The sequence below is a fragment of the Pseudomonas sp. W5-36 genome (assembly GCF_046540455.1).
In the GTDB taxonomy this organism is placed as follows: Bacteria; Pseudomonadota; Gammaproteobacteria; order Pseudomonadales; family Pseudomonadaceae; genus Aquipseudomonas; species Aquipseudomonas graminis_B.
The window spans coordinates 88,543-111,158 of the sequence record NZ_JAXCIQ010000019.1 but is presented as its reverse complement, the minus strand read 5'-3'; the positions used below and the strand labels follow the sequence as shown (position 1 = coordinate 111,158).

Sequence of the window (22,616 nt, the reverse complement as noted above, 5' to 3'; positions counted from 1 at the left end):
TGCTTCCTCGAACAGGCCTTATACATAGATGCAACCGGGTAGCAGTGTTCGAAAAGCAGGTTGAATGTGGGGGCGAGTCCATACATAGGACCGGCTTCAGCCGGGAAAGCGTCAAGCATCACACTGCAAATATGAGGGTGTACATGCAGGCCCCTTACCGGCTAAAGCCGGTCCTACAGAAGTAGGCCGCGTGCATTCAGCGACAAGCATCCGGCGAACCATCGTTCAAATGAATGCCAATCAGGACACCCCATGACCGTTTTTTTCATCGGCGCCGGCCCCGGCGATCCAGACCTGATCACTGTCAAAGGCCAGCGGCTGATCCGCGCCTGCCCGGTGATTATCTACGCCGGCTCGCTGGTGCCTGAGGCGGTGCTGGAGGGGCATCAGGCGGTTCAGGTGACCAACAGCGCTTCACTGCACCTGGAGCAGATCATCGAGCTGATGAAATCCGCTCATGCACAAGGGCATGACGTGGCGCGGGTGCATTCCGGCGATCCGAGTCTCTATGGCGCGATCGGCGAGCAAATCCGTTGCCTGCGCGCGCTGCACATCCCCTTCGAAATCATCCCCGGCGTCACCGCCACCGCTGCGTGCGCCGCGCTGTTGGGCACCGAGCTGACGCTGCCGGACATTTCCCAGAGCGTGATCCTGACCCGCTACGCCGACAAAACCGACATGCCCGAAGGCGAAAGTCTCGGCGATCTGGCGCGGCATCAAGCGACCATGGCGATTCATCTGGGGGTCAATAACCTGGGCAAGATCGTCGCCGAGCTGACACCGCACTATGGCGCGGACTGCCCCATTGCCGTGGTGCATCGCGCCAGTTGGCCGGACCAGGACTGGGTCACCGGCACACTGGCGGACATCGAGGAAAAGGTGCGGATCAAGGGATTCCGCCGCACCGCGCTGATTCTGGTAGGCAGAGTGCTCGGCAACGACGTGTTCAGCGAATCCTCGCTGTATCGCGCCGGCCACGCCCATGTGTTCAGGCCTTAGCCTGCATCCGTCACCCTTACCGAGCGCCCATAAAAAAGCCCCGAACGCGTCGGGGCCTTGCCTGCAACACAATCACTTCTCAGTAATACGCGTTTTCTTTCTGGGTGTGGTCGGTCACGTCACGCACACCGGTCAGCTCGGGAATGCGCTCCAGCAGCGTGCGCTCGATGCCTTCCTTCAGCGTCACGTCCGCCTGACCACAACCCTGGCAACCACCGCCGAACTGAAGAATGGCGACGTTCGCCTCCTCCTCTTCAACAACCTCGATCAAGGTGACCTGGCCGCCATGACTGGCGAGACCCGGGTTGATCTCGGTTTGCAGGTAGTAATTGATGCGTTCGTTGATCGGGCTGTCGGCGTTGACCATCGGCACTTTGGCGTTAGGCGCCTTGATGGTCAGCTGGCCGCCCATGCGATCGGTGGCGTAATCGACAACGGCGTCGTCCAGAAACGCTTCGCTGAACGCGTCGATCCAGGCGGTGAAGCTTTTCAGGCCGATGGCCGTGTCTTCGGGTTTTTCTTCGCCTGGCTTGCAGTAGGCAATGCAGGTTTCAGCGTATTGGGTGCCAGGCTGGGTAATAAACACGCGGATGCCGATGCCGGGCGTGTTCTGCTTTTCCAGCAGATCGGCCAGGTAATCGTGGGCGGCATCGGTAATCGTAATAGCGGTCATGAAAATTCCTCGCAGACGTGGGGCACAGTTTACGCCAATCAACTGCGCCTGACAAAGCCCTAGTGTTTTAGTCGGGTAAGTGACCCGACCGCTACCCGGTGTCTGTCAGGACAGCGCCGCCTCCTTGCTTGCCCGTCTCTGGTCCAGCCAGCCTTTCATGCGGCGGTACAAGCCCTTCTCGATCCATTCATAACTGAGCCACGCGCCGAGCGCGATGACCGGTACGCACACCGCAAACACCAGATACGGGTTCAGGCCGTAACGCTCACTGACCAGCCATCCCGCATACAGCACCAGCACGTGGAGCAAGTACACCGAATACGAGCAGTCGCCCATGGTCTTCAGCAGGCGATAGTTGCGCAGATAGGGTTCGAGGGAGATGCAGGCGACCACGATCACCGCACTCGGCAGGCCCCAGTTGATGATGCGCGGCGCCGGTTGCAGATGGTCGATGGTAAACAGCGCAGCGCCAATGGCCAGCAACGGCAGCCACAACCGCTCACTGATCCAGCCCCGGCGATACATCACCCCCACGAAAATGCCGAGCAGGAACTCATAGACGATGTCATTGGCGTAGAACCGGCTGACCAGCCCCGAACGACCCAGCACGTCGGTGATGGCAAACAGCGCCGCCGCGAGAATCAACGGGCGCAGACGCTGTTGGAACAGGAACACCATCGAGAACAGTACGTAGAACAGCATTTCGTAGTTCAGCGTCCAGCCCACGTTGAGGGTGGGATAGAGGCCGTAGCCGCCCGGGTTTTCCGAGGGGATGAACAACAGCGACAGCACAAAGCTTTGCCAGTCGACGACCTGGTGGGGCAGCAGCGGCTGAGCGACAACCACCAGCAGGCCCATCACCAGGGTGTACAGCCAATACGCCGGGACGATGCGAATGACACGGTTGAGCATGAAGCGGCCGGCGGGAATGTCCTTGTCTACGGTTGACAGGTAGATGACCAGACCGCTGATGACGAAAAAAATGTCGACGCCAACGGCGCCTTTTTCAGTGAAAAAACGGCCGACCGGCCCACTCGGATGGAAGTCGAAAAAAATCTGCATGAAGTGGTGACACACAACAGCCCACGCGGCGAGTGCCCGCAGGGCCTGAACCGAAATCAACATCTGCAACCTCTTGCTTCGTCTGGATTGACCTTCGCTGCCACGCCCGAAAAGGCAAGGTGTCGAAGAGCGACTCCCAAGGTCGGACTTCATAAGTTGCGAAAAGGTTCGGCGTCACTGACGGGCTGCATAATGGCTGCGCGCCATGTTTTACAAGGGTTTCCCTGTTTGAAGCAGCATCAGCGGGGCCAACGCGTAGTGTGAAGATTTTCTGCAGGGCGGCTCGCGGGCGGCTCAGAGATTCTCATAGCGATTCATGTCCAAGACACCCGCCTCGCGCGGCTCGGTTTCCTGAAGGTAGCGGTCCAGGTCGTGGAAGTACGTCCAGAACAGCGGATGGCTGCGGCGCACGCCCCAGCGCTGGACGATAGCGTCGAACGCCTGCTTGTGATCGTGGGCCTGCTCCATTGCGTCAACGAACGCACCGACCTCGCTGGCCGGGATGTTAAACATGAAATTCGGGTAGCTGCTCAGCACACCCGGATAGATTGTCAGCGTGTCCAGACCGGGCTGGTAGCGGTAATCCTCGCCCATCAGAAAGGCGACGTTACTGTGGGCCCGGTTGCGCAGCATGCTGTAGACGATGCGTTTGCCGCTGCCATCCTGGATCCGCAGCATCGTCGCTTCCGGCAACTGGTGAATGACCTTCAGCCCCGCCGCCGGCCGCGACGTCAGCCGGCTCAATGTCTGCTCCACCTCGCTGAACACCGGGTCCAGTCCCTCACGCGAACAGTAGGCGCCGTCGCAGCGATTGATCGGGTCCGGCGTCACGTTCAAGGTGCCCGCACGCTCGATCAACTTGCGCTCGAAGTCACGCTTGGGGTTGTTCTCATCGAGTGTCAGGCCGCTCGGGGTGTCATCGTCGATGGCCTGGTAATCCAGCCACATCTTTAATTTGCCGCCGTTCTGGTACCAGTCGCCGAGGATGTCATCGCGCTTGTCGGCCGGCATCAGGCGCAGGAAGTTGACCTCGGCGCCGTTGCGGATCAGGTCGAAATACAAGCGCGTCTGCACCTGATGGGAGACGTTGCCGTAGACGTCGAAATTGACTGCCAACTGGTAATAGGTGCGCTCCAGCAAGGGGTAGTCGAACAGCCAGACGCTGTTGGGCAGCGCGCCAATCAGCCCTTTGTTCACCGAGGCGCTGTCGAAGTGGCGGAAGATGGTCAGCAGCGCGTTGTCGTTGCCCGCCCACAGCGTCGCCCAACCCGGCGGGGGCATGTGCGCGTAGGCATCGCTGCGCAGGTCTTCGTACTGATTGCGCTTGTCGCGGTAGTCGTGCCACAGGGTCAGCACGCTGCCGACGTCATCGTCCTGCCCCGGCATCGCCAGCAATGGCGTGGCCTTGGCCCGGTAGGCCGCGTCGGTGATGTAACGGTCGTGGTCGGGCGCTTGAAACAGCGCCCAGAAATGATCGCGAATCACATCCGTGGCGATCTCGCCCCGACACACCGGGCCGCGAATGAACGTGCGAACGAAGTATTCGGCATTGTCCAGCATGAACTGGTAGCGCGCGTCAGCGGGGATCTGCTTGAACGTTTCGAACGGATTGGCCCGATGCTGCGGGCCATAGCCGGGCAGCTCGGTGGCGTGCCAGGTGCCGCTGTAGAACAGTTGCTTGACCCGGGCCAGCTTCTGCGGGCCCATCGGGTAGGTGATGTGGGTCTTGTGGACGATGACGCCCTGCACCGGCATCAGGCGGTAATAGAAGGTGGTGCCAGGATCGTCGTCGGGACGGCGCGTGGCGATCAGGTCAACCGGCTGGCCGCTCGGCGTGCGCGAGCGCACCCACTGGAAGAAGTGCCCCGGCTCGCCGTCGCTGAAATACACGTGGGCCAGAAACAGGTGTTCGTACAGCCAACGGCCGACCAACGCTTCGCTCGATCCGGGGCGATTGAGCAGGCGCTCCCATTCGGTGATCTGCGCCGCTTCGCCCGTACTCGGTTGCACCGGCGTCTGCTCCACGGGTGCCCCGGCTGCCAGCCAGCGTTGCAGCGTGCTGTATTGAGCGTCGGTGAGGCCGGTCACCGCCAGCGGCATTCCCTGCCCCGGACGCGCCGTGGCATAGGCGGCAAACTCGTTGGGCAACGGGCACATGTTCTGGCGGTTCAGGCACAGCACGATGTCATCCGGCAGCCGCGCGTTGGGCACCAATGGCGCGCTGTGCCCGAACTCGAGCATCTTTGCCATCAGCGCCGCCTGATTGCTCTGCCCGTCCAGCACTGAATAGAAGCCTTTCTTGCGCCAGGCGTCAGCGCCCTGCGCGTCGACGAAAATCCGGGTGGGGGCGACCGCCTTGCTGCGGTCGCCTTCGTAAACCGGCACCTTCGATGCACCGCGCAGCACACCTGCGCCGCTGCCCAGGTTCAGCTGACAGGCAGCGTCGTTGCAGGCGTGGCAGGCGACGCACTTCTCGGTGAAGATCGGCTGGATATCGCGGCTGTAGGAAATAGCCGGAGACTGAAGGGGTGACTGCGCGAACGCTGCACCGCAAAACAACAAGGCCAGGGAACTGGCGAGCACGCGATGCAACATGGAACGGGCGTCCTGAAAATGAATCGCCGGGATTCTACCGTTTGGCAGTGCCGCGTAACATGAACAGAATTCATGTAAATCCCGGAATGATTTAAATCCGTACAGGTTTGCTATTATTTCGCACCTTTCAGCGCCACCTTATTTCGTACTTCTTCATCCGGGTAACCTTCATGTCAGATCGCAGCGCGCGTCTTCAAGCACTCCAGCAGGCTCTTCAACAGCGAATCCTGATCCTCGATGGCGGCATGGGCACCATGATCCAGAGCTATCGGCTGGAGGAAGAAGACTACCGCGGCAAGCGTTTTGCCGACTGGCCGAGCGACATCAAGGGCAACAACGACCTGCTGATCCTGACCCGGCCTGACGTGATTGGTGCGATCGAGAAGGAATACCTCGACGCCGGTGCCGACATTCTCGAAACCAACACCTTCAACGCCACCCAAGTGTCCCAGGCCGACTACGGCATGGAAGCGCTGGTCTACGAACTGAACGTGGAGGGCGCGCGCCTGGCCCGCCAGGTCGCCGACGCCAAGACCCTGGAAACCCCCGACAAGCCGCGCTTCGTCGCCGGCGTGCTCGGCCCGACCAGCCGCACCTGCTCGCTGTCGCCGGACGTCAACAACCCCGGCTACCGCAACGTGACCTTCGACGAACTGGTGGAGAACTACACCGAAGCCACCAAAGGCCTGATCGAAGGCGGTGCGGACATGATCCTCATCGAAACCATCTTCGACACCCTCAACGCCAAAGCGGCGATCTTCGCCGTTCAGGGCGTGTTCGACGAGCTGGGCTTCGAGCTGCCGATCATGATTTCCGGCACCATCACCGACGCCTCCGGCCGCACCCTTTCCGGCCAGACCACCGAAGCGTTCTGGAACTCGGTACGTCACGCCAAGCCGATCTCTGTGGGCCTCAACTGTGCGTTGGGCGCCAGCGAGCTGCGGCCGTACCTGGAAGAGCTGTCGAACAAGGCCGAGACCCACGTCTCGGCGCACCCCAACGCCGGCCTGCCCAACGAATTCGGTGAGTACGACGAAGCCCCGGCAGAGATGGCCAAAGTCGTCGAAGAGTTCGCCCAGAGCGGATTCCTCAACATCGTCGGCGGTTGCTGCGGCACCACCCCGGCGCACATCAAGGCCATCGCCAACGCCGTCGCGCCCTATGCGCCGCGGCCGATTCCTGAGATTCCCAAGGCCTGCCGCCTGTCCGGTCTGGAACCGTTCACCATCGATCGCAGCTCGCTGTTCGTCAACGTCGGCGAGCGCACCAACATCACCGGTTCTGCCCGTTTTGCCCGCCTGATCCGCGAAGACAACTACACCGAAGCCCTGGAAGTCGCCCTGCAGCAGGTCGAAGCCGGCGCCCAGGTGATCGACATCAACATGGACGAGGGCATGCTGGACTCGAAGAAGGCCATGGTGACCTTCCTCAACCTGATTGCCGGCGAGCCTGACATCTCCCGCGTGCCGATCATGATCGACTCCTCGAAATGGGAAGTCATCGAAGCCGGCCTCAAGTGCATCCAGGGCAAGGGCATCGTCAACTCGATCAGCATGAAAGAAGGCGTCGAGCAGTTCATCCATCACGCCAAGCTGTGCAAGCGCTACGGCGCGGCGGTGGTGGTGATGGCCTTCGACGAAGCCGGCCAGGCCGACACCGAGGCGCGCAAGAAGGAAATCTGCAAGCGCTCCTACGACATTCTGGTTAATGAAGTGGGCTTCCCCCCGGAAGACATCATTTTCGACCCGAACATCTTTGCCATCGCCACCGGCATCGAAGAGCACAACAACTACGCCGTCGACTTCATCAACGCCTGCGCCTACATCCGCGACGAACTGCCGTATGCGCTGACGTCGGGGGGCGTGTCCAACGTGTCGTTCTCGTTCCGGGGCAACAACCCCGTGCGCGAAGCGATTCACTCGGTGTTCCTGCTGTACGCGATCCGCAACGGCCTGACCATGGGCATCGTCAACGCCGGCCAGCTGGAGATCTACGACCAGATCCCGGCCCAGCTGCGCGACGCGGTGGAAGACGTGGTGCTCAACCGCACGCCGGAAGGTACCGACGCGCTGCTGGCCCTCGCCGACCAGTACAAAGGCGACGGCTCGGTCAAGGAAGCGGAAACCGAAGAGTGGCGCGGCTGGGAGGTCAACGAGCGCCTCAAGCACGCACTGGTCAAGGGCATCACCACGCACATCGTTGAAGACACCGAGTTGTCGCGCCAGTCCTTCAAGCGCCCGATCGAGGTCATCGAAGGCCCGTTGATGGCCGGCATGAACGTGGTCGGCGACCTGTTCGGCTCGGGCAAGATGTTCCTGCCGCAAGTGGTTAAGTCCGCCCGCGTGATGAAGCAGGCCGTGGCGCACTTGATTCCCTTCATTGAAGAAGAGAAAGGCGACAAGCCCGAGGCCAAGGGCAAGATTCTCATGGCGACGGTCAAGGGCGACGTCCATGACATCGGCAAGAACATCGTCGGCGTGGTGCTGGGCTGCAACGGCTATGACATCGTCGACCTCGGCGTGATGGTGCCGGCGGAGAAGATCCTGCAGGTCGCCCGCGAGCAGAAGTGCGACATCATCGGCCTGTCGGGCCTGATCACGCCCTCCCTGGACGAGATGGTTCACGTCGCCCGCGAGATGCAGCGTCAGGACTTCCACCTGCCGTTGATGATCGGCGGCGCGACCACCTCCAAAGCCCACACGGCGGTGAAGATCGAGCCCAAGTACAGCAACGACGCGGTGATTTACGTCACCGACGCCTCTCGCGCCGTGGGCGTGGCGACGCAGTTGCTGTCCAAGGAACTCAAAGCCGGCTTCATCGAGAAGACCCGCGCCGAATACGTGGAGGTGCGTGAGCGCACCTCCGCCCGCAGCGCCCGCACCGAGCGCCTGAGCTACGGCGCGGCCATCGCCAAGAAGCCGCAGTTCGACTGGGCCGCCTACCAGCCGGTGAAGCCGACGTTCACCGGGGTCAAAGTGCTGGAAGACATCGACCTGAACGTGCTGGTGGATTACATCGACTGGACGCCGTTCTTTATTTCCTGGGACCTGGCCGGCAAATACCCGCGCATCCTCACCGACGAAGTGGTGGGCGAAGCGGCCACCTCGCTGTTCAAGGACGCCCAGGAGTTGCTGCGCAAACTGATCGACGAGAAGCTGATCCGCAGCCGCGCCGTATTCGGCTTCTGGCCGGCCAATCAGGTTGACCACGACGACATTCAACTGCTCGACGATAACGGCGCGCCACTGGCCAAGCTGCATCACCTGCGCCAGCAGATCATCAAGACCGACGGCAAGCCGAATTTCTCCCTGGCCGATTTCGTCGCCCCCCAGGGCAGCGGCGTCACCGATTACGTCGGTGGCTTCATCACCACCGCCGGCATCGGCGCCGAAGAGGTGTCGAAGGCGTACCAGGACAAGGGCGACGACTACAACGCGATCATGGTCAAGGCATTGGCCGATCGTCTGGCCGAGGCCTGCGCAGAATGGCTGCACCAGCAGGTGCGCAAAGAGTATTGGGGTTACGCCCGCGACGAGCAGTTGGGCAACGACGAGCTGATCAAGGAGCAATACACCGGCATCCGCCCTGCCCCCGGCTACCCGGCCTGCCCGGATCACACCGAGAAAGGCGTGCTGTTCAACCTCCTCGACCCGGCCCAGGGCGACGGCAAACCCGGCGTCAGCGGCGTGTTTCTCACCGAGCACTACGCGATGTTCCCGGCAGCGGCGGTCAGCGGCTGGTACTTCGCCCACCCGCAGGCGCAGTACTTTGCCGTGGGGAAAGTGGACAAGGATCAGGTGGAAAGCTACACCGCGCGCAAGCAGCAGGATCTGAGCGTGACCGAACGCTGGCTGGCGCCGAACCTGGGGTATGACGAGTAATCACGGCCCAGTCATTTTCGGCTGAACTGGATTCGGCCACTGCAGGACCTGTGGGAGCGAGCTTGCTCGCGAATACGGCATTCCAGACGCTGAAATAGTCGGCGGATTGCCGCCCTATATCGCGAGCAAGCTCGCTCCCACACCGCTATGTTTGCTCTGCGGCAGCGTAGCGTCTCAATGAAAGAAAATCTGCGACGGTGCTCGCCAATTAACGATTCACCCGGGCACTCGCTGGCTGTGATTTTCGCTCCACCGCAAATGTTTATTCTGCGGTTGCAGGATCAATGTCAGCTGGTTGAACAGATGAATGTCGGCGTATTGCGCAAAGAAGCGGTTGAGCAGCTCACCAAACAGGCAGATGTCCCCTTCCCCCGCGAAATGGCCTGCCTCCAGCGTGACTTCAATGTCCACACCGCGCAGCAGAAAGCCGCCCTCAAAACGTTGGATCAGGTGATGACGAACCTCGATGATCGACTGTAACCGGCGCCGGTTCAGCGCACTGTCGGTCCAGTCGTAAAGCGCCAGCGTATTGCGCAAGACCTCGGCATTGTCGAGCAGCGGCAGAAAACTCGAGCCCAGGTGACTGAGAACACGCCAGTGAAAACGGTCTTTGTCAGGGGCGTAACAGGGCATCGTCGGCGCACAGAGGTTGCGCACCGTCAATGTCCGCCGACTGGACTGCGCAGGCTGGTCCAGCACTGTTTCGGCCAGCGCCATTCGCGGCAGCTCGCCGTTGGTGCCCGTCAACTGCAGTGTCAGGCGGTGTGCCGGGTTCAAGCGGTCCTGTTCGAAACCGTCCCCCCCCAGAACCAGCCATGTGTCGTGGGACCCATCTGGCGCGGGTTTGAGCCGGGTATGGAAATAGCGCTCCGGAGCGTCGTCGCGCAGCATTCCGCCCCTGTGCTGAAAATGGCTGAAGGGCACATACTCGTGCCGCGCAGCACGCTTGCCCGCGATAACGCTGTCCACGGAATAGATGTCCGTGTCGGCATCCTCCACCTGCACTGGCCGCAGCCGGTAATCGGTCTGTAAGGGATCGAGGGCCAGAGGGTCCGCCTCCAGGGCAAACAGATTAATGACCGGCACGGCGTGAAGACGGACGTGCTCTGCACTGAGCGCGAACCCGCGGGGCCAGGGTTGACCGAGCACCACTTCAAGCTCTAACGCCTTTGTGTTGGCGTCCAGTTTCACCTGCTCCAGGCCCTTGATCGTAAGGAACATGAATTTCTCGGGGAAGCTGAAATACTCCAGCAATAACGGGCAGCCGCTGAAACGGTCATCGCCCTGAGGCCAGAGGCGATCCTCGTCGCCGAAGCCCTTGGGACTGAATTTGACAGCGACCTCCTCGCGCTCCGAGCTCCCCCTGCGCAGGTAGACCTTGCGGGCATTGAGCGCCAGCGCCTGATGCAAGGCGCTGGCCACGGGCGCGCTGGCATTCAGGTACAACCGCAGGTTGCCCAGGTCCATCGTGTCCCATTGCAACAGCTTGCCCCGGGAGAAACACAGGCTGATCACCGAGCGGCCATCCGCCTGCTGTCCAACCTCCACGGCATCGAGGGACAGCGCACGCAGCGTCAGGTCCTGCGTGGTGGTGTAACGGCAGCGAGTCCCCTGTGGGCCGACCGGTCGCGAGCGCACCTCGAAGCCTTTGCGGATCGTCTCGTTGGTCTTCATCTCATGGATGTCAGGCGAGAACTCGACGATCGACAGCGACGGAATCATGCGCAGGTACTGCGGCCTGACCAGGCCGACCAAGCCTTCCGTCAACTCCGGTAGGTCATCGTCGAGCTTTTCCCGCAGACGCCCCATCAGGAACGCAAAGCCCTGAAACAGCTGTTCGACAGCGGGGTCCTGAGCCCCGGGTCTGTCCAGATTCAACGCGGCGGCGCGGTCGGGGAATGCGGCGCCGTATTCTTTAGCCGCTTCGCGCAGGTAGCGCATCTCGGCGTCGAAGTACGCCAGCGTCGGGTTGTCCTTGCTCATGGCAGATGTCCTTGTCTTGGGTGTCTCGGGTGTTGATAAACATCCTGCCTGCTCAGCCGGCGCTGGCTTCCGGGAGGGAGGTGATCAATGCGCAGCCACACTCACAGAGGTCGTCGTGGAACGCGATGGGTACGCCGTCGTCGCTGTAGCCTGAGTTGCCCTGGGCAATGCGGGTGGTGCCATGGCCTGGCAGCGGGCAAAGGACAATGTCGCCTACGCGCGCTGCGCCAATGCCTTCGAAGATCATTGCGTCCGAGCCGGTTTTGACGATGCCGCCGCCGGTGGTGCTGTCGCCGATGCGGATGATGCCTTTCATAAGGGATACCTTCTGATTGAAATTCATGGGTAATGCATCGAGCCAAATAAGCAAGCCAGATGAGATTTCTATTTTTTTTAAAAATAAAACCATACAGACAATTACGCCAGCGCATTAGCTGGTTCACTTTCTGCTCAATATAAGTGTCGCAAAGTTGCTCCGTCCCAACAACATTCTGAAGTTTGTGCCGCCACTATCAATGTACAACATTCCATCGCGCTCAAACACGAAGTAATCGGTCAAGGCCGCACCTATAAACTTACTTACTCCATAACGATGAAAATAGAAGACGTCCTTGCCCTATTGTGCCGCTACTCCCTTGTCGATGGCCGAATCCGAAATCTTCTTCAATGACCAGCACGCGCCCCTTACACCTTTCTCCGACATTTCGCAGGGTGCCAACACGTTCAGATTATGAGAAACAGCCAGTCCACAGTTAGCCACCCCATTGAATGAACTGCCACCTTCAGCCTGAAGCGGCTCAGCCAGCGTATTCGCCCCACAACCAGCGGGAACGCTTGGACCTTTAACAGGTGGGAGCAAATGATATAAAGCTGGATCGACGTTTCCCAAGCTTTTCCCGCTCACAAAGGTAAGACTTCCAGCACGGGAGACGTTGAAAAAGCTCCACACCTCAGAATCGCCCAGCGGGAAGATAACCGAGAAGTCTTTGGGGTCGGCCCCTTCCAACAACCGTCCTTCGAAGTACACACCCTGTTCGCCCACAGCATATTTGTAGAATTGCTCTTTTTGCCAGTCCAACAGCCCGGGCTCTTTGCTTTCTAAAACTCTGAATCTAGGCGACAGCTTTTCTACCTTGATTAACGTCCGGTGCTCTACTGTCCGAATGTAGCCCTTCATCTCCAACAAACACTTAAAACTAGTTATATTTGCAAGTATCGAATAAACCCCGAACCCGCAGTTTTTTTCAGGTGCATATTCTCGGTCTTCCCAATACACCTGGCCTTTTCGGACCCTGTAGTCACCTGCGAGTACCTGATCATAGGGCAGACAACTATTGTTCAGCGCGCCCCGTCCGTTTACCAGCTCTTCGCAGACTGGCATTTTGCTGTAGAGCTCAAACAACCCTGTGGTCAGCAGCATTGTTGCGGACAGCAGGAAGAACGCCTTCAGAAACCACTTCTTCATGCCAGCCTCCACCAGACCCGCACCGGGCCTTCGTGTTCGCTCTTGGGCAGCGGCCAGATTCGGTCACGGTAATAGCGCATGCGCTCGACAGGGAAAACGTCTCCTTGCTCGAAGTGACGAACAATGGACTGGCCGTCGGCGGTGTGCAGCTCCCGGTGCACGACCACCTGCCACCAACCGCTGACCGGGCACTTGGTCCCGGCGACGCATTGGTCGGCTGACAGGTCTGCCTGGCTGAAGCCCTTGGCGCCCGGCATCGGTCTGCCGGTGGCGGGGTCGAGTTTCAGGTCCTGAGTCAGGCGCTGAATTAACTCAGGCGATGGTTTTTCAGGCGGGACATTGGCTTCGCGGGCTTCCAGCCATTGCAGCTTGCCGTCCCACGGCGGCAGCTTGGCCGGGGGCAGCGGGAGGATGTCGTTGATTTCGGGGATTTTGGGGTGAGCGTAGGAGTACCTCGCCAGGATGCGCCAGATGGTTTTGTAGCGGTCGGCGCGTTGGAGGTCCTCCTCCAGACCGAGGTAATACAATTCGTCGGTGGGTTCTGGCCCTCGGAAACCGTTCTGCAGAAAACTGGAAGAGCTTTCGTCGCCTGCGGCGACTCCAAGCTGAAATGCTTCAAGAGCATCTGCATGTGCGCCGTTGTCTTGCAGATAGACGCCTAAAATATTCGCGGCCGCGCCATGTCCTTGCTCGGCGGCGCAACGACGCATCTGTCGCGCTACATCCGGTGCCCTGCTGCTAGGCGCCAGCGCGTCCCCGATTTCGTATTGGGCTTGGGCACTGCCCTCGTCAGCGGCCTTTCGCAGATAGCGCAGCGACATTTCCATGTCTTGCTTCAGATCGGCGATACCGTTTTTTAGAAACACCGACACAAAGTAGTAACCCGTGGCTACGTTTGCATCGATCAGGTCTTGACTGAAGCGCAGGTGTTCGTGACCCCGCATTTTGTATTTCCCGCGCAGGCCTCCGTTCTGCAGGTTGATATTGGCCTTGGGGTGACCATTCTCAGTGGCGATCCGGTAAAGCCGTGCGATTTCAAGGTCGATATCCGGATTTTGTTTCAGCTGGTTGTTTTTCTCCAGCCAACGGGCGTATTTAAACAGCACATCGCTGTCGGCACTGGCTGAAGGGAGAGTTTCGTGCTTGCAAGTGAAAGCCAAGTTGTCCTTGATTGCGGCGAGAGATTTCATTTGGATGTCCATGTCCGTCGATGGTCGTAATTCGTTGCGGTTGTCGCATGCGATCAGAGTCAGGCAGGCGAGCAGTAGTAACCGGCGCATCAGTCGAGGTTCGTCCGCGTTGCAGGGCAGTAATGAAACTCGACGAGGGGCGCATAGGGTTCATTTTTCGTCTCGGCGCTCTGCCGGACTTTGTTCTTGATGATGATGTCCTGCCAAGCGACGAACGCCGCCTCCGGATCATCCTGCATCCCCTTCCCCGCCGTATGCAGATCCCACAACGTCCGCCTCAACGCCTGAGTTTCACTCGCCCACTCATGGGCAACGTTCAATTCGCTATCCACCTGCATGCTGCGGGTATTGATGTTGGCGGAGCCATGGGTGGTAAATACGTCGTCGACGATCATCAGCTTGGAATGGATGTACACCGGCATCCAGTTACCGGGAGGTGAATCGGGCGCCACCAGCGAGCAGATGTGCACTTTGAGGTTAGGGATGTCCTCGGGCTTGAGCACTTCTTGCTGGATGGCCTTGATCTGGTCTTCGAGCACAGCCATCCGGAAGGCCGCCGCGCTTTCGGCGTCGCGTCGCTTTTCGCGGGCCTTCTCGCTGATCGCACTGTCGCCCCCGGTCAGCAGGGTCGTCGAGAGGGACAACAGTTCGGTGGCGAGGGTTGTCGCCTGGTCTGCGATCAATTCGCTCAGGTCCTGCTCCTGCGCGGCGGCTTTTGCCTTTGCAGCCTCGATGCGCTGCAGTTGGGTGATTTTCGGCATGGTGTCGGCGCGCCCCAGGCTGTCGAGCATGCGGTGGGTGTTGACCGTGCCTTTGCCGATGCCGTCGTCGGTCACGTTGGTGATCACGAACAGGTGCAATGCGCCGTGCTTGCCGGGGTCGCGTCCGCCCTGGGTCTGGGCGATGGCGGCCTTCTTGATCATTTCGGCCAGGGGCGGCCAGCGAAAGTACTGGTTTTCGATGTAGATGAAGCCCGTGGCGTTGTTCACCGCTTGCAGGTAGAGCGTCTCGATGTCGCGACGGCCTTCCTGGGCCTGGGTGCGCAGGATCTGGGCGAAGTGCCGTTGCTGGTCGGGCGGGCATTGCAGGCGTTTGCCCAGGGCCATGGCGTCGCGAGTGGTCATCAGGTCTTCGCCCGTCGCGTCGAACCAGGCCGTGGCGAAGTTGTGGTGCAGGTGCTCAAGTATCGGCCCGGCCACCTGGCTGGAAATGTCCTGACGCGGCGTGTCACCCCGAGGCCCGGCATTGGGCGCGGGTTTATTGGCTTTGTCGCGCTTGAGCGCCGAGTGCCGATCCGTGTCCCAATATTCGTCGAGGGTGTTGTGGCCCATGACGAAACCCACCGCGTGTTCGGGCGCTTCATAGTCCACCAGCACGGTTTTCTGATGGTGGGTGACGGCAATACCGAGGGCTGCGAACGTGATGGCGCTCAGGTTCGGATCGGCGCTGTGATACCGGGCCTGGTGAACGATCTCGGCGCGGTCGAACAGGCTGAAGCCGCGACTGGCGTAAGCCGGGTATTGTTCACTGATGCGCTTGGGTGCCTGGCCAGCGGCAATGGCACACTTGGCGAACCAATAACGGTCATAGCCGTATTCGACGTCGGCGGTGTGTTGCATTTTACGATCGTCGAGCGCAAGCAACCCCTTGCCTGGAAGGTTAGCTTCGCCCGCCATGCCTGCGGTATTGAACGGCGCCTCCCAGCCCAATACGCGTACCTTTACACCCTCCTTGGCCTTTTCCATGAGCAGCGCGCCGATGCTGGGGTGCTTCCCCCCGTTGCGAATGAAATACATCGACGGCTGGAACCCCCAACAAATGATATCGACCGAACGTGTCGCGCTTGCAATGGCACGGTGCACGGCACCAAAGGTCTCTTCGCCGTTTACCAGCGGCATGTACGTCGTCAAAGCTGGCGGGTACTCAGAGTCCTGCACGAACCAGGGGGGCGTCAGAGTCACGGTGTCGGTTTCTTGAAACGATACGGGCGCGACGATTTCGGGCTGCGTCATGGGGCCTCCTCTTCCTGATCGGCGGTGTTATTCAGCACGGCGGCATACTGCGTGCGGTGGTCGGTGTGTGAAGCCGGCTGATTGACCGGGGTGTCCGGCGCGGAACGGTGGTTGTGCAGGCCTTGATTCGCCAGCCTTCCCTGCTCGGGATGTTTGTAAGTGGTCACGGCGGGAATGCGGTAGCTGACGCCGTTGGCCATTTCCAGCCGGTATTCCTGCGTCGTTGGCTGATGATCAACCTCGACGTGCCCGCTGCCGTCCATGACACCCTCGGTGATCAGTCCGCCATCGGCATAAAGCTTGTAGGGCATGTGAGTCCAGCTGCTGCCAAGGTTGGGCGTTGCGGCCAGCTTCAGGCGCAGGGGCTGGCGGGTCAGCTGTTTCGGGGAGTCGGGATGGTCGGCAGCCATGGTCGCGCCGCCCTTGAGGAACTGAAAACTCGCGGCCTTGAGGAGATGGTCGCCCGCCGTCCCCGACTCGATGAGGCCCTGCTCCAGCGTCAGGTAGCTGCCTGCGGCGTTGAGCACGATCTTCTTCTTGGCGACGATGTGGATTTCGTCTTCGGTGCTGGTGATGCTCAGGCCTTGTCGGGCCAGCAGCTCCAGCGTGTCGTTCTGCGCCTGCACGCTGACCGGGCCTTGATTGGCGATCAGCTTGATGCCCAGCTGGCGCACGAACAGGCTCAAGCCTTTGCCGACCCCGATGAACATCCGCTTGACCACGCTGATGTCGGCTTCGCCGCCGGCGTTGAGCATGAGGTTGTCGTGGGCCGCCAGTTGCAGGTGCTTGCCGCTGGTGAGGGCAATCCCTTGGGGCGCGCTGAGCAACAGCACGGCGGATTTGAGCTGTTCGAGATTCTGCTCCAGCAAGTCCACTTGTGCCTGAACGCCAGCGGGCTCGGCCCTGCTCGCCTGAGCATCCTGGGACAGCCCTTGCAGTTGCTCCACCGCGTGCTGCAGGTGGGCAATCGCCGCTGCCATCTCCAGCTGCTGCCCTTGGGCGCCGGCCTGTTCATCGGCGCTGATGAACAGCCCTTTGCCGCTGCGAATCGCTCCCCACCCATCGGTGCGCAGTTCGAAGCCTTCGCCGCGCTTGTCCTTGTTGGCATCCACCAGATGCCCCAGATTCAGCTGGCTCTTGCCGCTGTGGTCAGTACTGAGCTTGACGTGCTCCTTGCCGCGCTCGTCTTCCATGCGCAGTTTGTTGTTGGCGGGGGTGCGCAGCACATTACGGGTGAAGTCCCGGTCCGCCAGGGTCACCGGGTCAGGATGCCGGTCGTCGTGCAAGGCATGGGCGATGTAGGGCCGGTCGGGGTCGCCATGCTCAAAGGCCACGGCCACTTCAGTGCCGGCAATCAGCGGCAGGTGCAGGCCGTGGGTGTCGCCGGCGTAGGCCCGGGCCAGACGCAGCCACGCGCTTTCTTCACCGGGCTCCCAGTGGTCACGGTCGAACAGGAAGTTGACCTTGTAGCGACCTTCCTTGTCGATGTGGCTGTACGGGTCGTTGGCAATGACGCTGGTCACACGGGCGGCAACGGTGCCGGCCACTTGCGGCTTGCGCGGCACCGGGGGACGGAAGCAAACGGTCTCGCTGAAGGGAATGGCCACGAAGGCGACTTCCAAACTGCGGTCCCGGGCGGCGCGCAGGCTCAGGCCCGTAATCACGGCGCCGGGTTCAAACGCGTTGGGGGCGTCACCGGTGACGTTGAGGATTTGCGCCAGCGCCAGGGTCGCACTGCTGCTGACGCCGGTTAAACGCGTCTGGGCATTGAGATAACGTTCGTGGCGCAGCCGGCCATAGAAGAAACCGCTTTCGCTTATAAGGTCTTCCTCCTGATCACGTGCGTCGCCCAGCACGGTATAGGGTTCGGCATAGTGATAGGCCTCGCCGTAGGTGGTGGTGGCGCGGCGGCTCTGGTCCACCTCGCCGTCGAGCCAGGCATTGGCATCCCGTGGGTCGTAGGCACGAAAGTGGATGCGCTTTTCCACCACGCAATGGTCGGATTGCAGCTGCCACACAGCGTCCTGGTCATGGCTGTCCAGCCCCGAGGGCGAGCGACACGGCACCGTGATTTGCGGCCATTGGTAATGGCGCTGATCGTCGTTGAATTCGATCACGTCGATATCGAGACGGGCGTCGTGGGCGAAACGAAACCAGATGCCCACCTCGGCCAGCAGCCGTGAGATGAACGCCAGATCGCTTTCGCCGAATTGCATCACTTGCTCGCGCCGGGGGTAGTCACGGACGAGCTTGAAGCGGAAATCATGGCCTTCCATGTCGTGGCGACTGCGCAGAATGCTGTCGACAATCTCCGGCACCGACATGTGTTGGTAGATACGGTACTGATGCCCGCGGGACAGCAGAGCCAGCCGCGGTTCAAGGGTGACTTCGTAACGCGCCTCGTCCCTGGAGGCTGACAGGCATTTGAAACCGGTGACCACGCCACACAGGGTGCGCAGCGGGGGTACGGCGGGTAACGGCAAACCGCCCATGGCGCTGGGGAGCACGTGGGGAGCAGTGTGCAGCGTGAACTGCGCGGCTTTGCCGAGCATGTGACCGGCGCCAATATCCTGAACCGTCGAGGTGAACTCGATGACGTAGGTGAACGGCTGGCTGAGGTGTTCTTCGCCCGTGAACGTCAGCACGTCGAGGTCGGCATTCAAGTCGTCGACGCGCAGGGTGTGGCGGCTGTGGTCAAAAAAGGCCGGGAGTGAGTCCATCATGGTCAGACGCCCCTCACGACAAGCTCGTCGACCATGTTGGCGAGCGTACGATTCAGGAACCACCACAGGACTACCAGCGCGAGTCCCGCGATTGCCAGGTGCAGGAGTGGAGAACGTAGCCACCAGGGGAATGTGCGGACAGGGCCTCTGGCGTCAATCCAGGTCGGCCGCACCGGGAACAGTTGCGGCCCTGCCAGTGCGTCCAGCTGGTTTTTCAGAACCATGCGCTCTTCGTCATCCAGCGATCGATAACCGCCCAGAAATCCCAACATCATCACCCGCTGGAATAGGGTCACGACGTGCATGTCCGGCGCAGGCTCGCGCAGCACTTCCCGCATTTGCTCATGCAGGATTTCACCCGCTCGATGGTGCCCGCAGAAGCGGGCCTGCAACGATTCGTTGATCCATATCTGTCGGACGCCGTCCCCGACGTTGGTCAACACGGCTTCATCAAGCAGCGCGCATTGCGCATGGATGATCAAGTCCATACTGCGCTGGCTCATGCCTGCTTCCTGCAATACGCTGCGCGCGCCTTCAACTTGGGCAATACACGTCTCGCGCAATGTTTTGCTGTCGGTCATGGTGCGACCGTGACGCAGTTCAACCGCCAGCAAATAGGTATCCTGGAAGATAAGGTCTACATTAATCGGCACAATACCGGAGGGCTCATGACTTATTGAATTCATAGGTAACACCGAGAGCATTTTCAGGATTGAATGATTAATCGATCACTCAGGCGATAACGTGACCCCGGCCCACATCAATGAAGTGCGCGCAGGGAATAAAGAATATTGCGTCTACGGATTTTCCGTCCGTTTGGACACTGGATATTTTGATGGCGAAAATTGGCGTGTGCGAGCATGGACAACGCGGCCCCGGCAGCCTGCCCTTCGGCCCCACAGCCTTGGGCCCGCAGCTACGTCGCCCAGATCCCACCCGACGTTGAGGAGCAAGGCTAATGACTGAAAAATTAAAATGCTACCCACCTTTTCACATCAAGAAACTTCTTACAAATATCAGGAGCGATCCTACGGAAAGTTCTGATACGTTAAGTGAAAAGAATCTGAAGCCAGAATTTAAAGTCAGTTAAAGCCAGCACTGTGAACGCCAACACCAACAGCGAGGATTTATAGCCATCGGTGGGCTGCCCGAATATACATTCTGTTTAATCGAACGCTGACCCATCATTTAAATTTTACATGCAGGTCCTTTAGCCGATTCAGCCGGAAACACCTGAGTATTAAATCGTGAGGGCCGAAGTATGAAGACTGGAAATGGCAAAGCGATCGGCGGCTAACCGCGCTCACAAGGCGAGCAGCCTTATAAAGGCCGGCATAGGGTGCCCGACGGAGCCGACATGATGGCGAACCCGATTTCGCAGACGCCGTTGCAGTGCCTGCATGAACGGGTTCGCCAGCAGCAGGCCTACAGATAGGTGGAGGTCCTCGCTACTGGTGTGTCACCCAGAACACCACCGCCCCCACCACCAGCACGACAATGAACAGAATGGCCCATGCATCCACATGGCTCTCGGATTTGGCAACTTTCGGGTGATTTCGCATTGCATCGCCTTTTGTCTGTTTTATGGGTGATCGCAAAACTCGCGGACCAGCGACGTGTGTCATCGGTCATTGCCAGAGTAAAGTCGAGCCATGCCCTCATCACAAGTGAGGTTAAGCCGAGCCGACGTGCTGCTTAGCACTTTTGGTTCTGTGCATATACTCAAACATCACTTTTGCGCATATCTGCAAACTGGTAACCTCCCCCGGCTCCGCAAGGAGTGCGCGGCCGTGCGCGCAGATTTGTTCGGTAGCCTGAAAGCAGACGACAACGCATCGCCTTTCCGGCTGGCCCAGCAGCAGTGAACCGCCTGAGAACAGGACCACCATGTACGTATACGACGAGTACGATCAGCGGATCGTCGAGGACCGCGTCAAGCAGTTCCGCGACCAGACCCGCCGCTATCTGGCCGGCGAGCTCAGCGAAGAAGAGTTCCGCCCGCTTCGCCTGCAAAACGGCCTCTACATCCAACGCTTCGCCCCGATGCTGCGCGTCGCTGTGCCTTACGGCCAGCTGACCTCGCGCCAGGCCCGCATGCTGGCGAAGATCGCCCGTGATTACGACAAGGGCTACGCGCACATCAGTACCCGCCAGAACGTGCAGTTCAACTGGCCGGCACTCGAAGACATCCCCGACATTCTCGCCGAACTGGCCACCGTGCAGATGCACGCGATCCAGACCAGCGGCAACTGCCTGCGCAACGTCACCACGGACCAGTTTGCCGGCGTCTCTGCCGACGAGCTGGTGGACCCGCGCCCCTGGTGTGAAATCGTCCGTCAGTGGACGACGTTCCACCCGGAATTCGCCTACCTGCCGCGCAAGTTCAAGATTGCGATCAACGGCTCGGCCTCCGACCGCGCTGCTATCGAGGTCCACGACATCGGCCTGGAGCCGCTCAAGAATGCTGCCGGCGAGCTGGGCTTCCGCGTGCTGGTCGGCGGTGGCCTTGGCCGCACGCCGGTGGTCGGTGCGTTCATCAACGAGTTCCTGCCGTGGCAGGACCTGTTGAGCTACCTCGACGCCATCCTGCGCGTGTACAACCGCTACGGCCGTCGCGACAACAAGTACAAGGCGCGCATCAAGATTCTGGTCAAGGCGCTGACCCCTGAAGTGTTCGCCGAGAAGGTCGAGGCCGAAATGGCTCACCTGCGCGGCGGCCAGACCACGCTGACCGAGGCCGAGGTGCATCGCGTTGCCAAACACTTCGTCGACCCGGACTACAAGGCGCTGACCGATTACAGCGCCGAACTGGCTCAGCTGGATCAACAGCACCCCGGTTTCGCACGCTGGCGCTCGCGCAACGTCCTGGCCCACAAAAAGCCGGGCTACGCGGCCGTGACCCTGTCGCTGAAACCGACCGGCGTGGCGCCGGGCGATCTCACCGACAAGCAACTGGACGGCATCGCCGACCTTGCCGATCGCTACAGCTTCGGTGAACTGCGCACGTCCCACGAGCAGAACGTGATTCTGGCCGACGTCGAGCAGAGCCAGCTGTTCGCGATGTGGGGCGAACTGCGCGAGCAAGGCTTCGCAACGCCGAACATCGGCCTGCTGACGGACATCATCTGCTGCCCGGGCGGCGACTTCTGCTCCCTGGCCAACGCCAAGTCGATCCCGATTGCCGAATCGATCCAGCGTCGTTTTGACGATCTCGATTACCTGTTCGACATCGGCGAGCTGGACCTGAACATTTCAGGCTGCATGAACGCCTGCGGCCACCACCACGTGGGCCACATCGGCATTCTCGGCGTGGACAAGAAAGGCGAAGAGTTTTACCAGGTGTCTCTGGGCGGCAGCGCCAGCCGCGACGCCAGCCTGGGCAAGATCCTTGGCCCATCGTTCGCACAGGACGTGATGCCGGATGTGATCGAGAAGCTGATCGACGTCTATGTTGAGAAACGCAACGAAGACGAGCGCTTCATCGACACCTACCAGCGTATTGGCATCGACCCTTTCAAGGAGCGCGTCTATGCAGCGAATCATTAAGAACAACGAGGTCATCGACGAGACCTGGCATCTGCTGCCCAAGGACACGACGTTCGACAGCCTGTCCAACTGCGATGACCTGATCGTGCCCCTTAACCTGTGGCGCGAGCATGCCCATGCGTTGAAGGCCCGCGACGGCGGCCTGGGTGTGTGGCTGGACAGCGACGAGGAGGCCGAGGAAATCGGCGACGACGCGGATCAGTTCCAGGTCATCGCCCTGAACTTCCCGGCATTCACTGACGGCCGCAGCTACTCCAATGCGCGCCTGCTGCGTGACCGCTACGGTTACAAGGGCGAACTGCGGGCGATTGGCGATGTGTTGCGCGATCAGCTGTTCTACCTGCACCGCTGCGGGTTCGATGCGTTCGCCATTCGTGCCGACAAGGATCCGTACGAGGCGCTGGAAGGTCTGAAGGACTTTTCCGTGACGTATCAGGCTGCCACCGACGAGCCGCTGCCGCTGTTTCGGCGGCGTTGAGTCGCTGCT

14 protein-coding genes are annotated in these 22,616 nt (G+C 60.4%); 4 read left to right on the top strand and 10 right to left on the bottom strand.

Annotated features, from left to right (window positions below; all coding sequences use genetic code 11):
- Positions 1–252 precede the first annotated feature (252 nt).
- A complete protein-coding gene (cobM, locus tag SLW74_RS23445; RefSeq protein ID WP_065991426.1) occupies positions 253–999 on the top strand; it encodes a precorrin-4 C(11)-methyltransferase in 747 nt (248 codons plus the stop codon).
- Between the two features lie 79 nt (positions 1,000–1,078).
- Here the strand turns inward: cobM and nfuA are convergent, their stop codons facing one another.
- The 3 genes from nfuA to SLW74_RS23430 form a co-directional block, all read right to left on the bottom strand.
- Positions 1,079–1,672: a Fe-S biogenesis protein NfuA gene (gene nfuA, locus SLW74_RS23440; RefSeq protein ID WP_065991425.1), complete on the bottom strand. Its 594-nt coding sequence runs from the start codon at positions 1,670–1,672 to the stop codon at positions 1,079–1,081.
- Between the two features lie 105 nt (positions 1,673–1,777).
- Positions 1,778–2,797 (bottom strand): acyltransferase family protein, encoded by a 1,020-nt coding sequence (locus SLW74_RS23435; protein WP_065991424.1) that lies wholly within the window; start codon positions 2,795–2,797, stop codon positions 1,778–1,780.
- Between the two features lie 231 nt (positions 2,798–3,028).
- Positions 3,029–5,329 carry a fatty acid cis/trans isomerase gene (locus SLW74_RS23430; RefSeq protein WP_410930272.1) on the bottom strand — a complete coding sequence of 767 codons (2,301 nt, stop codon included), beginning with the start codon at positions 5,327–5,329 and terminating at the stop codon, positions 3,029–3,031.
- Between the two features lie 170 nt (positions 5,330–5,499).
- On the opposite strand from SLW74_RS23430, the gene metH reads away from it, so the two are divergent.
- Positions 5,500–9,210, top strand: a complete 3,711-nt coding sequence (metH, locus tag SLW74_RS23425; protein ID WP_410930271.1) for a methionine synthase — start codon at positions 5,500–5,502, stop codon at positions 9,208–9,210.
- A gap of 216 nt (positions 9,211–9,426) precedes the next feature.
- Here the strand turns inward: metH and tssF are convergent, their stop codons facing one another.
- The 7 genes from tssF to tssL all read right to left on the bottom strand — a co-directional run bounded on the left by tssF (position 9,427) and on the right by tssL (position 19,269).
- Complete coding sequence (gene tssF / locus SLW74_RS23420) at positions 9,427–11,193, bottom strand: type VI secretion system baseplate subunit TssF (protein WP_410930270.1); 1,767 nt, start codon at positions 11,191–11,193, stop codon at positions 9,427–9,429.
- A gap of 52 nt (positions 11,194–11,245) precedes the next feature.
- Complete coding sequence (locus tag SLW74_RS23415) at positions 11,246–11,509, bottom strand: PAAR domain-containing protein (RefSeq protein ID WP_410930269.1); 264 nt, start codon at positions 11,507–11,509, stop codon at positions 11,246–11,248.
- Positions 11,510–11,809: 300 nt separating this feature from the next.
- Positions 11,810–12,658: a hypothetical protein gene (locus SLW74_RS23410; RefSeq protein WP_410930268.1), complete on the bottom strand. Its 849-nt coding sequence runs from the start codon at positions 12,656–12,658 to the stop codon at positions 11,810–11,812.
- Complete coding sequence (locus SLW74_RS23405) at positions 12,655–13,848, bottom strand: DUF6396 domain-containing protein (RefSeq protein ID WP_410930267.1); 1,194 nt, start codon at positions 13,846–13,848, stop codon at positions 12,655–12,657. Before SLW74_RS23405 ends, SLW74_RS23410 begins: the two co-directional genes overlap by 4 nt.
- Before the next feature lie 89 nt (positions 13,849–13,937).
- Positions 13,938–15,860: a phospholipase gene (locus tag SLW74_RS23400; protein WP_410930266.1), complete on the bottom strand. Its 1,923-nt coding sequence runs from the start codon at positions 15,858–15,860 to the stop codon at positions 13,938–13,940.
- The gene (locus tag SLW74_RS23395; protein WP_410930265.1) at positions 15,857–18,583 is read right to left on the bottom strand and encodes a type VI secretion system Vgr family protein; all 2,727 of its coding nucleotides are present in this window, start codon (positions 18,581–18,583) and stop codon (positions 15,857–15,859) included. Before SLW74_RS23395 ends, SLW74_RS23400 begins: the two co-directional genes overlap by 4 nt.
- A gap of 2 nt (positions 18,584–18,585) precedes the next feature.
- Positions 18,586–19,269, bottom strand: coding sequence for a type VI secretion system protein TssL, short form (tssL, locus tag SLW74_RS23390; RefSeq protein ID WP_410930264.1), 684 nt, complete (start codon positions 19,267–19,269; stop codon positions 18,586–18,588).
- A 1,201-nt stretch (positions 19,270–20,470) separates the two neighbouring features.
- On the opposite strand from tssL, the gene SLW74_RS23385 reads away from it, so the two are divergent.
- Together SLW74_RS23385 and SLW74_RS23380 are read left to right on the top strand one after the other, a co-directional pair.
- Positions 20,471–22,129, top strand: a complete 1,659-nt coding sequence (locus tag SLW74_RS23385; RefSeq protein WP_065991414.1) for a nitrite/sulfite reductase — start codon at positions 20,471–20,473, stop codon at positions 22,127–22,129.
- Complete coding sequence (locus SLW74_RS23380) at positions 22,113–22,607, top strand: DUF934 domain-containing protein (protein ID WP_192135702.1); 495 nt, start codon at positions 22,113–22,115, stop codon at positions 22,605–22,607. The genes SLW74_RS23385 and SLW74_RS23380 overlap by 17 nt, the downstream gene beginning before the upstream one ends.
- Positions 22,608–22,616 lie beyond the last annotated feature (9 nt).

Coding starts and splice junctions, on each gene's coding strand:
- SLW74_RS23385 (WP_065991414.1), top strand. CDS start 20,471: ATGTACGTATACGACGAGTACGATCAGCGGATCGTCGAGGACCGCGTC.
- tssF (WP_410930270.1), bottom strand. CDS start 11,193: ATGAGCAAGGACAACCCGACGCTGGCGTACTTCGACGCCGAGATGCGC.
- SLW74_RS23395 (WP_410930265.1), bottom strand. CDS start 18,583: ATGATGGACTCACTCCCGGCCTTTTTTGACCACAGCCGCCACACCCTG.
- cobM (WP_065991426.1), top strand. CDS start 253: ATGACCGTTTTTTTCATCGGCGCCGGCCCCGGCGATCCAGACCTGATC.
- SLW74_RS23415 (WP_410930269.1), bottom strand. CDS start 11,509: ATGAAAGGCATCATCCGCATCGGCGACAGCACCACCGGCGGCGGCATC.
- tssL (WP_410930264.1), bottom strand. CDS start 19,269: ATGAATTCAATAAGTCATGAGCCCTCCGGTATTGTGCCGATTAATGTA.
- SLW74_RS23430 (WP_410930272.1), bottom strand. CDS start 5,329: ATGTTGCATCGCGTGCTCGCCAGTTCCCTGGCCTTGTTGTTTTGCGGT.
- nfuA (WP_065991425.1), bottom strand. CDS start 1,672: ATGACCGCTATTACGATTACCGATGCCGCCCACGATTACCTGGCCGAT.
- SLW74_RS23400 (WP_410930266.1), bottom strand. CDS start 15,860: ATGACGCAGCCCGAAATCGTCGCGCCCGTATCGTTTCAAGAAACCGAC.
- metH (WP_410930271.1), top strand. CDS start 5,500: ATGTCAGATCGCAGCGCGCGTCTTCAAGCACTCCAGCAGGCTCTTCAA.
- SLW74_RS23410 (WP_410930268.1), bottom strand. CDS start 12,658: ATGAAGAAGTGGTTTCTGAAGGCGTTCTTCCTGCTGTCCGCAACAATG.
- SLW74_RS23380 (WP_192135702.1), top strand. CDS start 22,113: ATGCAGCGAATCATTAAGAACAACGAGGTCATCGACGAGACCTGGCAT.
- SLW74_RS23405 (WP_410930267.1), bottom strand. CDS start 13,848: ATGAAATCTCTCGCCGCAATCAAGGACAACTTGGCTTTCACTTGCAAG.
- SLW74_RS23435 (WP_065991424.1), bottom strand. CDS start 2,797: ATGTTGATTTCGGTTCAGGCCCTGCGGGCACTCGCCGCGTGGGCTGTT.